Annotated in this window: 13 protein-coding genes; 2 read left to right on the plus strand and 11 right to left on the minus strand. The window is 63.5% G+C overall.

Annotated elements, in window-relative coordinates; genetic code table 11:
• Window positions 1–192 precede the first annotated feature (192 nt).
• From NKJ17_RS04350 to NKJ17_RS04385, 8 genes are all read right to left on the minus strand, one after another.
• A complete protein-coding gene (locus NKJ17_RS04350) occupies window positions 193–1,677 on the minus strand; it encodes a carboxypeptidase M32 (RefSeq protein WP_352504934.1) in 1,485 nt (494 codons plus the stop codon).
• Window positions 1,678–1,883: 206 nt separating this feature from the next.
• Entirely contained in the window at window positions 1,884–2,279 is a 396-nt protein-coding gene (locus NKJ17_RS04355) for a hypothetical protein (RefSeq protein WP_352504935.1), read from the minus strand.
• 264 nt (window positions 2,280–2,543) lie between these two features.
• Window positions 2,544–3,575, minus strand: a complete 1,032-nt coding sequence (locus NKJ17_RS04360; RefSeq protein WP_352465687.1) for a peptidoglycan -binding protein — start codon at window positions 3,573–3,575, stop codon at window positions 2,544–2,546.
• Between the two features lies 1 nt (window position 3,576).
• Window positions 3,577–4,602, minus strand: a complete 1,026-nt coding sequence (locus NKJ17_RS04365) for a MotA/TolQ/ExbB proton channel family protein (RefSeq protein ID WP_352476085.1) — start codon at window positions 4,600–4,602, stop codon at window positions 3,577–3,579.
• 115 nt (window positions 4,603–4,717) lie between these two features.
• Window positions 4,718–5,425 carry a PAQR family membrane homeostasis protein TrhA gene (gene trhA, locus NKJ17_RS04370; protein ID WP_352687191.1) on the minus strand — a complete coding sequence of 236 codons (708 nt, stop codon included), beginning with the start codon at window positions 5,423–5,425 and terminating at the stop codon, window positions 4,718–4,720.
• 99 nt (window positions 5,426–5,524) lie between these two features.
• Window positions 5,525–6,325, minus strand: coding sequence for an inositol monophosphatase family protein (locus NKJ17_RS04375; protein ID WP_352504937.1), 801 nt, complete (start codon window positions 6,323–6,325; stop codon window positions 5,525–5,527).
• 25 nt (window positions 6,326–6,350) lie between these two features.
• On the minus strand, window positions 6,351–6,917 hold the full coding sequence (efp, locus tag NKJ17_RS04380) for an elongation factor P (RefSeq protein WP_254816449.1): 567 nt from the start codon (window positions 6,915–6,917) through the stop codon (window positions 6,351–6,353).
• Window positions 6,918–7,056: 139 nt separating this feature from the next.
• Entirely contained in the window at window positions 7,057–7,929 is an 873-nt protein-coding gene (locus tag NKJ17_RS04385) for a LysR family transcriptional regulator (RefSeq protein ID WP_352687194.1), read from the minus strand.
• A gap of 97 nt (window positions 7,930–8,026) precedes the next feature.
• Here NKJ17_RS04385 and NKJ17_RS04390 point away from each other — a divergent pair, with 97 nt between their 5' ends.
• Entirely contained in the window at window positions 8,027–9,043 is a 1,017-nt protein-coding gene (locus NKJ17_RS04390) for a zinc-dependent alcohol dehydrogenase family protein (protein WP_352504939.1), read from the plus strand.
• A gap of 43 nt (window positions 9,044–9,086) precedes the next feature.
• Here NKJ17_RS04390 and NKJ17_RS04395 read toward each other — a convergent pair whose 3' ends face one another.
• The 3 genes from NKJ17_RS04395 to NKJ17_RS04405 form a co-directional block, all read right to left on the minus strand.
• Window positions 9,087–10,118, minus strand: a complete 1,032-nt coding sequence (locus NKJ17_RS04395; RefSeq protein ID WP_023678013.1) for a tetratricopeptide repeat protein — start codon at window positions 10,116–10,118, stop codon at window positions 9,087–9,089.
• 1 nt (window position 10,119) lies between these two features.
• Entirely contained in the window at window positions 10,120–10,767 is a 648-nt protein-coding gene (locus NKJ17_RS04400) for a thiamine phosphate synthase (RefSeq protein ID WP_352504940.1), read from the minus strand.
• Window positions 10,768–10,872: 105 nt separating this feature from the next.
• Complete coding sequence (locus tag NKJ17_RS04405) at window positions 10,873–11,757, minus strand: DMT family transporter (protein WP_352504941.1); 885 nt, start codon at window positions 11,755–11,757, stop codon at window positions 10,873–10,875.
• Window positions 11,758–11,890: 133 nt separating this feature from the next.
• On the opposite strand from NKJ17_RS04405, the gene NKJ17_RS04410 reads away from it, so the two are divergent.
• Window positions 11,891–12,340: an Lrp/AsnC family transcriptional regulator gene (locus NKJ17_RS04410; RefSeq protein ID WP_352504942.1), complete on the plus strand. Its 450-nt coding sequence runs from the start codon at window positions 11,891–11,893 to the stop codon at window positions 12,338–12,340.
• Window positions 12,341–12,376: the final 36 nt, after the last annotated feature.

Raw genomic sequence — 12,376 nt, forward strand, 5'->3', positions numbered from 1 at the left:
GACCGATCAATAAGATGAAAAATACCAAGCGGGGCCAGAAAGACTTCACCCTATGAAAACTGTAACAGGCAGACATCTACGCTCGCCCAACTTGGAAGAACTCCTTTTTCAGAGGCTTTCCCACCAAAGTAAAGGCCAGTTTCGCGGATTTCCGCGGTCACCGCGGCAAGAGCCGGGAATAGACGGAGCGGCTCACTTCCCGTACCGCTTCTTCAGGTGATTGGTGAAATGCACGGCATTGAGCTTTTCGCCGGTGGCGCGTTGGAGCAGTTCCGGCGTCGACCAGCGCGAGCCTTGCGACCAGATCCTTTTGCGGCGCCAGTCGTTGATCGCGGCGAAATCGCCCTTGGCGAGGTCTTCGTCGGCTGAAGGATGATCTCTGGTCAACGCCGCCCATTGCTGTGCCGCCATCATGGCGCCGAGCGTGTAGGAGGGGAAATAGCCGAAGGCGGCACCCGGCCAGTGGACGTCCTGCATCGGACCATCAGCCGGATTGTCTGATGTCGACAGGCCGAGATAATCGCGCATTTTGGCATCCCAGGCCTCGGGCAGGTCTGCTGCTTCCAGCCGTCCCGAGACAAGCTCCTGCTCCAGCTCGTAGCGCAGGATGACGTGCAGCGGATAGGTGACCTCGTCGGCATCGACACGGATCAGGCCGCGCTCGACCCGGTGCACATGCGGCAGGATGTCGTCGATCGTCCAGATCTCACCAAGGTGTCTTTCGAGCACCGGCAGCGCCCAGCGCCAGAATTCTGGATTGCGGCCGATCTGCTTTTCGACGAACAGGCTCTGGCTTTCATGCACCGCCATGCCGCGCGCTTTGCCAAGCGGCCAGTGCGCCCACGCCTTCGGCAGGTTCTGCTCGTACAGCGCATGGCCGGTCTCGTGCAGCACGCCCATCAGCGCCGACAGGAAATCCGAGGTCTTGTAGCGGGTGGTGATGCGCACGTCGCTCGGCACCCCGCCGCAGAAAGGATGGTGCGAAACCGACAGCGAGCCGTGGGTGAGGTCGAAGCCGACTGCCGCCATCATGGCGAGGCCGAGCTCGCGCTGCTTGTCCAAGGGGTAGCTGCCGGAAAGTGGCTTCAGCGGATGTTTCGCCAGCCGCTCTTCCTGCACGGCCAGTGCCTCCGGTACGAAGCCTTTCAGGAAGGCTTTCAACTCGGCAAACACAGGCGTGATGTCGGCGGTGCGATTGCCCGGGTCATATTGCTCCATCAGCGCGTCGTAAGGCTCGAGCCCGAGTACCTCGGCGCGAAGTGCCGCCTCCTCGCGGACTAGCGCCACGACGCCTTCCAGCGCCGGCAGGAAGCCGGCCCAGTCGTTCTTGGCGCGCAGGTCGCGCCAGAGCTGCTCGGAGCGCATGCGCGCGGTCGTCTGGCGCTCGACGAACTCGACCGGCAGGCAGGTCAGGTTGGTGTATTGCCGGCGGAATTCCCTGACCGCGGCCTGCTGCTCTTCGTTCAGCGCTTCCTGCTCGGCCGCCGCGATCCAATCGGCAATCTCCGGCGCAGTCGCCCGGGCATGGTGCATGCCGGCAAGCGCCGACATTGCCTCCGCGCGCTTCTCGCCGCCGCCGACCGCCATATGGGTCGCTTCATCGGCGCCGAGGATGGCAAGGGCGTGTTCCAGTGCTTCGAGCTTGTGGCCGAGGTCGTCGAGTTTTTGAAAGGACATTGTGGGTTCCGCTGATTTGACGGCGAGAAAAGATATCAATGCAAAACTGTTGGCAACCCCGAAAGCCGCCCGCGACCGACGCCGTGCCGGCAGTGCTGGCGCTGATTGCGCAGGCGTTGGGCTAGCGCATGATTCCCTGAACCGAAAGCTGGACAAGGATCATGCGCAAAAATCAATTGCCACAGCGCCGGGCGCTGCGGCCGGTTTCAGCCGCCTGGATAGGTTGGGCCATAGCCGTTCGGATAGTATCCGCCATCGGCGCCGTTGCCGATGAGGAAGGCACTGCCGGTATCAGCGCGCACCTTTTGGCTGACATCGTCGAGCTGCGCCAGCAACTGCTGATCTTGCGTGCTCGGCATCGTTCCCTCGCGTGCGGCCCACTCGGCGGCCCGGTCGAGTTGAGCGACCTGCGTGCGCAAGTCACGCGCCTCGCCCGGCTCGAGCTTGTTCGCCTGGATGGCGCCCTGGATACCTGTCTCCACGCTCTGGATCTGATTGATCAAGGCCGTCTCGCGTGGGCCGGCGTAAGCGCCGGCAAACGGAACGAGGAGAAGTGTGGCGAGCGCAGCGGTCCTAAAATTCCTGGGAGCGAAGAAGCGCATGGTTGCGTCTCCTTTACTGCGGAAGGCGGTGGTTGGGAGGGGCCCTGCCTTCCGGCCGCGGGCCGTCAGGTTCCGTCGCGTCGCGATGAGCGGTTCTACCGCCGGCGGTTCTCGGCCCATGACCAAGGCTAAAAGGCCACGGCGGCAAAATGTAACTAAAAAAGGTAATTTTTTCAGCTCTTGCCGCTGCCGCACCAGTGCACTAAATGCCGCCGACTTGAGCCGGCTCGCCCTGGCGCATGATATAAGCCAAAGGCTTGCAGATCACCGCTCGGTCAGCTTCAGCTCGATACGGCGGTTTTTGTTGCGCGCCTCTTCGGTATCGGCGGGGTCGAGCGGCTGGAATTCGCCGAAGCCGGCCGCGACCAGCCGGTTGGCCGGCACGCCGTTCTCGATCAGGAACTTGACCACCGAGGTCGAGCGCGCCGTCGACAATTCCCAATTGTCGCGGTAGCGGCCGGTGCCGGAGAGCGGCTTGTTGTCGGTGTGGCCATCGACGCGCAGCACCCAGTTGATCTCCGGCGGGATTTCCTTTTGCAATTCGATGATGGCATCGGCAAGCTTCTTCATCTCGACCTTGCCGGCATCGTTGATCACTTCGGAGCCGGTCGGGAAAAGCACTTCCGACTGGAAGACGAAGCGGTCGCCGACGATACGGATGTTCTCGCGGTCGGCGAGAATTTCACGCAAGCGGCCGAAGAAATCGGACCGGTAGCGGTTCAGCTCCTGCACGCGTTGCGCCAGTGCGACGTTGAGGCGGCGGCCGAGATCGGCGATCTTGGTGTTGGATTCGCGGTCGCGCGTTTCGGACACGTCGAGCGCTTGTTCGAGCGCTGCGATCTGCTTGCGCAGCGCCGAAATCTGCTGGTTGAGGATCTCGACCTGGCTCAGCGCCTGCTGGCTGATCTGGCGCTGGCTGTCGAGCTCGCCGGAAAGGGCCGTTGCGCGCTGGTTGGCGGCATCGCCGGCACCGGCGCCTTGCGCCAGCAATTGCTCGAGCCGGCTTTTTTCGGCCTCCGATGCGGATAGCGATGCCTGCAAATTGGCAAGGGTGTCTTCCTTGTCCTGTGTCGTCGAGCGCTCCAGCGCCAGAAGCTGGGTCAACTCATTGATCTGCGAGTTGAGGCGGTTGAGCACCGTGTCCTTGCCGGAGATCTCGCGGCCGAGCAGGAATTGCGCCAAAACGAAAACCGTGAGCAGGAACATGATCGCCAACAGCAGCGTCGACAGCGCATCGACGAAGCCCGGCCAGTAATCGATGCGGCGGTCGGAGCGCCGGCCTCGCGCCAACGCCACGTCAATGCACTCCAGGCTTCTTCAAGGCGTCGGCGATCTTCTCCAGGGTGTTGCGCATCGCCTTCTGCTCGTCGGACTGGGCCTCGACCCAGTCGCGCATGATCTGCTGTTCCGAGCGCATGTTCTTGACCAGGCCGGAAATGCCGTCGGCGAGATTGGCCATGGCAGTGGCCACGCGCGGATTGGAGCCGCCGCCATTTTCCTGCAGAGTGCGCAGCTTTTCCGACAACAGCCGGATTTCCTCGGAGGGTTCGGTCCTCGCCGCGTCGGCAACGACGATGTCGGAGGACAGGTCGGTGACCGAGGACAGCCAGTTTTCGAGTTCGGTATAGAAGCGCGTCTGGGCGCGGCCGGCCTGCAGGTCGAGGAAGCCGAGCACCAGCGAGCCGGAGAGGCCAAACAGCGAGGACGAGAAGGCGGTGCCCATGCCGGCCAACGGCGCGGAAAGTCCCTGCTTCAGGGATTCGAGCACGGCGGCGGCATCGCCGGTGCCGGGATCGAGCGACTCGATGGTTTCGCGGATCGAGCCAATCGTATTGAGCAGGCCCCAGAAGGTGCCGAGCAGGCCGAGGAACACCAGCAGTCCGACAAGGTAGCGCGACGTGTCGCGGCTTTCGTCGAGGCGGGTGGCGATCGAATCCAGCATGGTGCGCATCGAACTGGTTGAGAAGGCAATCGTCGAGGAGCGGCCGATCATCGCCTTCATCGGCGCCAGCAGCACCGGCTCGGTTGTCTCGGAACCGGCGCGGAACGAGTTGACCCAGCGCACCTCGCGGAACAGCCGGCCGACCTGGACGAAGGCCAGCAGGATGCCGACCGCCAGCACGCCGATGATCAGGCCGTTGAGACCGGGATTGGTGACGAAGGCGGTCGAGATCTGGCGCGTCAGGATGGCGGCGATAAAGGCCACGATGAACAGAAAGATCACCATGGTCAGCAGAAACACCTGCGGACTCGACAATTTGTGCGGATCGTAGATCAGAACGTCGGAGCGCCTGCCCATGCCGAAGGATCTGAGAAGAGTCATCCGTGCCCCGTTTCCGATGCCGTCGCCGCCGATCAATTTGTGTTTGCGACTCTAAACGGAATTGTGACGAAATTGAATGGCGCTTGGCAATATTGCCACTGTCCGCGACCGGAGGTCAAAGCCGGTTGATGACCAGGCAGTCGACCATGGCGGCCAGATGCAGGCCGGCGCCGGTGACGACAAAGCCATGCCACAGCGCATTGTGGAAGCGCAGGCCCCTCCAGGCGAAGAAGATCACGCCGCAGGAGTAGACGATGCCGCCGGCAACGATGAGCGCGATCGATGTCGCCGGCAGCGTCCGCACGAGCGGCTCCACCAGAACGAGACCGCTCCAGCCGATGGCTAGATAGAAGACGATCGCCAGCCGATCGAAACGGCCGGGAAGAAAGACCTTGATGGCGATGCCGACCGCCGCGGCGGTCCAGACCAGGAGGATCGTCGAAACGGCCAGCGGCGAGCCGCCGAGCTGGGCCAGGAAAGGCGTGTAGGTGGCAGCGATCAACAGGTAGATCGCGGCATGGTCGAAGCGCCGCAATATCCATTTTGCCGGCGACGACACCGGCCAGACATTGTAGGCCAGCGAAATCGACAGCACGGTGAGCAGCGAGACCACATAGAATGCGGCGGCGACATATTCGCCGGGGCCGGTTCGATAGGCGGCCAGTGCCAGCAGCGTCGAGCCCGCAGCGATCGCCAGCACGATGCCCACGGCGTGGACAATACCGTCGGCGATGATCTCGGCGCGCGAGTAATGCCAGCGCCCCATGAAGGGAATGTCGAGCTGGGAGAATTCGCTCTGGGATTTGGGCCGGCTGTTCGTCATCGATGATCCTGCGTCGCCTTATCTGGGCGGCCGCGGGCGAGTATTTCAAGCTTTGGTTGCGGTTTTGCGACTGCGGCGCTTCAGCGCGGCGCGCCTCTATCAGCTGGCTGAGAGTGGCCTTTTTATGGTCTTCAACAGCGCGCGCTGGATGAGTTCGTTGCCGGCAACCAGCGAACCGGCGTTCAGCACGTCCTGTCCCCCGGCGAAATCGGAGACGAAACCGCCCGCCTCGCGGATCAGCAAGATGCCGGCGGCGACATCCCAGGCCGACAGGCCGGTTTCCCAGAACCCGTCCATGCGGCCGGCGGCGACGTAGGCGAGATCGAGCGAGGCGGAGCCGAGACGGCGGACGCCAGAAACCTCGGCCATGACATTGCGCAACTCGATGAGGAAATTGCCGTGCTGGCCACGCCCGAGATGCGGCATGCCGCAGCCGATCACCGCATCGACCAGCTTGGTACGGCCGGCGACGCGCAGCCGGCGGTCGTTCATGAAAGCGCCGCCGCCGCGCTCGGCGGTATAGAGCTCATCCATCGCCGGATTGTAGACGACCCCGGCGACGATCTGGCCCTGGCGCTCCAGCGCGATTGAAACGGCAAAGAGCGGAATGCCGTGCAGGAAATTGGTGGTGCCGTCGAGCGGGTCGACGATCCAGCGGTGCTGGCCGTCGTCGCCCTCGATCACGCCGCGTTCCTCCATCAGGAAGGCGTAGCCGGGCCGCGCCTTCGACAGTTCGGCAAAGACGATGTCTTCGGCCTTGCGGTCGGCCTGGCTGACATAGTCGCCTGGCCCCTTCATCGAGACCTGCAGGTTCTGCACTTCGCCGAAGTCACGCGACAGGGAGCGGCCGGCCTTCATTGCGGCCTGGACCATGACATTGAGGATCGCGGAACGCGCCATTGTGTTTCTTCCTGCTGCCCGCGCTTTAGTCGGCGCGGCGCACGTAAGTGATTTCGTTGGTATCGACGATGATGCGCTCGCCCGAGCCGATGAACGGCGGCACCAGCACGCGGATGCCGTTTTCGAGTATCGCCGGCTTGTAGGACGAGGCTGCCGTCTGGCCCTTCACCACCGGGTCGGCCTCGGTGATGGTCAACGTGACATAGTCGGGCAGCGAAATGCCGATCGGCCTTTCGTCATAGAGCTGGACCGTGACCATCATGCCGTCCTGCAGGAAGGCGGCGCGATCGCCGACGAACTCCTTTTGCAGTTCGAGCTGCTCATAGCTTTCGGTGTCCATGAACACCAGCGCGTCGCCCTGTTCGTAGAGGAAAGAAAAATCCTTTAGATCGAGCCGGATCTGCTCGACCGTTTCGGCCGAACGGAAGCGCTCGTTGAGCTTGGTGCCGTTGATCAGGTTCTTGAGCTCGACCTGGTTGTAGGCGCCGCCCTTGCCGGGCTTGACGGTGTTGGTCCTGACCGCCACCCAAAGGCCGCCATCATGCTCGATGACATTGCCGGGACGGATTTCGTTGCCATTGATCTTGGCCATGGTGAGGTGATCCGGAAATGAGATGATCGCCGCAAAGGGCAATTTGGCGCCTCCAAGACCACAAATCGCCAGCAGAGGCAAGGAGCGCCTTTCAGGTGAAGCGGGAACGAAGCTGGCCCGGCAACGCGGCGCGGCAGCCTCAGTCCGTCCCGACGGTTGCGGTGACCGCCTCGGTCACCGCGTCGGCAACCTTTCTCAAAAGATGCAGGTGCGGCGAACGTAGGACGACAATTCGCAGCGACAGCTCGAGGCCGGGAGCGTCGACCAGGGCAATACCCTGCGGCAGCTTTTCCCGCAGCAGCCGCCTGGGCAGCAGGCCAAGGCCTTGGCCTCGACGAACCCAGTCGATCTGCAGCACGCTGTCCTGAATCTCGGCGCCGACGATCAACCTGTGGCCGCCCTCGGCAAGGGCAGCCGCCAGCCGCCGGCGCGCGTCGCAAGGTTCAGGGCTGAGGACCCAGGGCATGGTCTTGACGCCAGCTTGCCGGCCGGTGTTTTCGGCAGCGATGATGCCGAGGGGCTCGGTTCCGACAACACCGTCGCCGGCTTTGGAATTGCTGCCGTCCAGGATGAAGGCGAGGTCGAGCTGTCCGCGCTTGTGCTGGTCGGCCAGCTCAAGACTCCAGCCGCTCTTCAGCCGCAGCGAGACCTTCGGAAACCGCGCCACGGCATCAGCGATAGCGGCGGCCACAGCTTTGTCGCAAAGTCCATGCGCGAGGCCGAGCCGCAGCAGGCCCTCCGGTTCGTCGCCCTTGGCGAATGATCTCAGCGCGTCGACCGCGGCGAGAATGTCCTTGCCGCGTGCCAGCACTTCTACGCCGGCCGGGGTCAGTCGCGACGGTTTCAGCCGGCGGTCGAGCAATTCCGTGCCGAGCATTTCCTCCAGCCGCTGGATCTGGCGGGTGACGGCCGGCTGCGTCAATGGCAGGCGTCGAGCCACCTTCTGAATCGAACCCTCCTCGGCAAAGAGGGCCAGTGTTTTCAATTCTTCAAGCACGATACACCAGAACATGTCATAGAAGCATAATTATTCTGAACATTATGAATTTGAAATCCGATGGGTTGCAAGCGATTTTCCTCCGGCAGGACCCAGCCGGAAAGGGACGACGATGAAAGCGATCGAATTGCGGAGCCCGGGCGGCTTCGAGAACCTCAAAATGGTCGAGCGGCCGATGCCTGGACCAGGGCGTCAGGAGATGATTGTGAAAGTCAAGGCCACGGCGCTGAACTACCGCGATGCCGAGATCGTCCGCGGCAGCTATCACACGAAGTTTGCATTGCCGCTGGTGCCGCTGTCGGACGGCGTCGGCGAAGTCGTTGCCATCGGCGCCGAGGTCAGCCGGTTCAAGATCGGCGACCGGGTCTGCGGCACCTTCTGGCAACGCTGGGTCGGTGGCAGTTTCGCGATGGCTGAGCCCTCCTACCAACGCGGCGGCCCAATCGACGGGCTGCTCAGCGAATTTGCCCGGCTCGACGAACAGGCGGCGGTGCTGGCGCCGGCCAATCTGAGCGACCTCGAAGCAGCGACGCTGCCATGCGCCGGCGTGACGGCATGGCACGCGCTGTTTACGGAGGGCAGCGTCAAACCCGGCGACACCGTGCTTTGCCTCGGCACCGGCGGCGTTTCGCTGTTTGCGGTGCAGTTCGCGGCCGCTGCCGGGGCGCGCGTCATCGTGACGTCGAGCAGCGACGAGAAGCTTGCGCGGGCAAAGCAACTTGGCGCGCAGGATGGCGTGAACTATCGCAGCATCCCCGATTGGGCATCGGCCGTGCTGGGATTGACCGATGGCCGCGGCGCCGACCATATCATCGAGGTTGGCGGACCGCAGAGTTTTGCACAATCCCTGAGGGCAGCGGCGCGCGGCGCCCAGATCAACGTCATCGGCTATCTCGGCGGCAGTGACGGCGCCATCAACCCGCTCGACATCTTCCGCCGGCAGGTCCGGGCGCGAGGCATACCGGTGGGCTCACGCGAATCCTTCGAGGCGATGAACCGCGCCATTGTCGTCAACCGGTTGAGACCGGTGATCGACCGGGTTGTGCCGTGGAGCCAGGCCGCCGAAGCCTTTCGGTACCTTGAACACGGCTCGCCCTTCGGCAAGGTCGTGCTCGATCATACGCAGTGAGCCCGCCTGACGAGCCCGGGTGCGATGAGTCGCGAGATCGCGATCAGGGCAGGCGGTTGGCCCGTTGCAGCGCCTGCTGTGTCTGCTCGTCGGTCAGGCCCTGCAGGAAATCGTCCATTTCTTGGTCGATGAGCCCGGCGCGGCGGGCGACAACATACCAGGCGCCGGCTAGGATCAGATCCGGATCGGTGCCGATGCCGTTCATGTAGAGCTTGGCGAGACGGTTCTGGGCAGCGACATTGCCGCCTTCTGCGGCCTGCTTCATCCAGTTGAAGCCGGATTTCAGGTCGCGTGCGCCGCCGCGCCCCTCGATCATCCAGGTGGCGAGATCGATCTGTGCGGTGTCATAGTTCTGCCGCGCGGCCTGTGCCAGCAGGCCGCGGGCGCGGACATCGTCGCGCGGCTTGCCGCCGGCGCCGTTGGCGTAGACCTGTGCCATCGCATATTGTGCGTCGGCAAGCCCGGTCGCGGCAGCGCGCTCGTAATAGGATACGGCTTTGGCAATACCGGCATCGCCGGGCTCCTGCTCGACCATCAGCTGCGCAAAATTGAACTGCGCCAGGCGGTTGCCGGCCTCGGCGGCGGCCTGCATCAGCGCATAGGCTTCCTTTTCGTCCTTTTTGACGTAGCGGCCGTCGAGCAGCATCAGCGCATACTGGAATTGCGATTCCGGCACGCCCTGCTCGGCGGCAAGCGCATACCACTTCGCCGCCCCAGCCGCGTCGACCGGCACGCCGAGGCCGCGCGACAGTATCTCGGCCACCAGCGTCTGTGCCGCCGGATCGCCGTTTTGAGCACGGGACAGCGCAAGATTGTAGGCCGTCTTGTAGAGCCCGCGCTGAAAGGCGCCGTAGGCGGCGTCGGACGGCTTTGCGCCGAAGCGGTCGGGGTTGATGGTATCGGCCGACGGCAACGGGGCGGTCGTGGCGGGCTGCGGCAATTGTGCGGCGATCGGCTTATCGGCAGGTTCGCTGGAATCCGGCCTGGGCTGCGGTAGCGGAACGGGTTCCGCCGCTATCGCCTGCGTCACGGCCGTTGCAAGAAAGGCGCTGAAAAGGATTTTCCGCGAGAGCACGTCAGTCCTCGAAGCGCGGCGCGGTTTCGTCGAGCAGCGCGTTGGCGGCGGCAACCGCCGTCTTCGGATCGGCGCCGTCGGCGAAGACGGCGCTGGACAGCGCAACGAATTCGGCACCGGTGGCGGCGACCGCTTCCACCGAGGCAAGATCGGATCCGGCCATGACGATGCAAGGGATCTGGATCACGTCCGCCCACCATTGCCCCAGCGACAGGTTGCGCGGGTGCGGCTCCGGCTTGTTGTCGTAACCGAAGCGGCCGAAGAAGATGTAATCAGGCCTGAGCTCGCCGAGTTCCAGCGCATCATCGCGGGTCTTGGCGCCGCCGGTGCCGACCATCATCCTGGCCTGGAAATGTTCGATCGTTTCGGCGAGCTCGTCCTTGCCGACCTCGACATGAATGCCGTCGGCCTGGACGCGGCCGGCGATGCGGGTGTCGCCGGCAATGATGACGGCAATGCCGGCCGCTTGCGCCACCGGCACGATCTGCTCGGCAAAGGCCTGGAAGGCGGCCTCGTCCATACCGTTTTCCGGCAGGATAAGCGAGGCGACGTCACCGCCGTCGAAGGCCGCGGCGATGCGCTCGGCCGGCACGTTTGGCGGCGCGATCAGCACGATACGGCAGCGGTTGGGCGGCGTTGCGTCATTCATTGGTGTTCGGTCCCGGTTATCGCCTATGCCGGGCGAAGATGGTTGCATTGCGGCATAGAGCAAAGTGCGGGAGTTGAACAGGCGGCAGGGGGTCGCTTGCGGGCTCTAGGCTGGCACTTTCGATTTCCACAGCGACCAGCCGAGGTTCATGCCGGCGGCGGCGACCAGGATGGCGGCGGCGCCGACGATCTGCGCCGGCTGCAGACGATGACCGAAAGCGACCACGTCGACGAGGATGGCGACGACGGGATAGATGAAGGACAGCGATCCCTGCAGATGCGTCGGCAGCTTCTGGATGGCGCCGTACATGAGGATGTACATCAGGCCGGTATGGACGATGCCGAGCGTCGCCAGCATGCCCCAGCTCCGCGCGTCGGCGGGAAGGTGGGTGAGATTGGCGAAGGGTGCCAGCATGACGACGCCGACACAGACCTGGATCAAGGCGATCAGGTGCGGCGGCGTGCCTTTGAGTTTCTTGGTGACGATAGCCGCAACGGCCCAGAAGAAAGCCGCGGCCAGCGCCATCGCAATGCCGGCAAAGTAATCCGTACCATGATCGCCTGCATCGGGCGCGGCCTGCACGATCAGCAGCATGCCGGCGAAGGCAATGCCGAGCCAGGTCAGCTTGGTCATCGTCAGCCGTTCAGAGAAGAAGAGCGCGCCAAAACCCACCAGCATGAAGGGCTGCGTGTTGTAGACAGCCGTGGCGATCGAGATCGAGGCACGCGAAAACGCGCTGAACAGCAGCAGCCAGTTGATAACGATGGCAGCACCGCCGAGAGCCGCGATGGCTACAATGCGAAGCGACAGCCTGCCGCGCAGCAGTCCCAGCGCCGCGCAGATAATCAGCAGCGTTACCGCCCCGAAAGCACAGCGCCAGAACACCACGTCCATGATGGGCTGGCCGGAAAGGACGACGAACCAGCCGATCGTGCCGAGGATCGCCATCGCCGCCGTCATTTCGATCGTGCCGCGTACCGTGTTGTCCATGGATGCTCCCGAACCTTTGTTGAGATTTTATAATCCCACAGCGGATCGGGTCTTTCCATGACTTGTAGCCGGTGATATGCAGGACGAGCCTCATTAAATTAGGTAAACATCGCTCTTTTCCTGGAATTGTAAAATGCTGGACGAGCTCGATAGAAAGCTCCTCGATATCCTGGTCAAAGATTCACGGACCTCGCTGAAGGAACTGGCGCTGCAGGTCGGGTTGTCGTCGCCAAGCGTTTCGGAGCGGCTTCGACGGCTAGAGGATCGCGGCGTCATCCGCGCGTTCACCATCGACATCGATCCGCAGGCGCTCGGCTACGCCTTGCAGGCGATCGTTCGCGTCCGGCCATTGCCGGGCAAGCTGCACATCGTCCAGAAGCTGATCGAGGAAATCCCCGAATTCGGCGAATGCGACAAGGTGACGGGCGATGACTGCTTCGTTGCGCGGCTGTTCGTCCGCTCGATCGGCGAGCTCGATGGGATTCTCGACCGCATCGCCGACAAGGCCGAAACCAGCACCGCGATCATCAAGGCGCAGCCGATCCGGAGACGCCCGCCGCCGCTCGACATGCCAAACATGTGACGGGTTTCGGTGGCGTGGCCCACATATTTGCGGTCG

Origin of the sequence: Mesorhizobium sp. M0208 (assembly GCF_040322015.1) — a bacterium.
Taxonomy (GTDB): domain Bacteria; phylum Pseudomonadota; class Alphaproteobacteria; order Rhizobiales; family Rhizobiaceae; genus Mesorhizobium.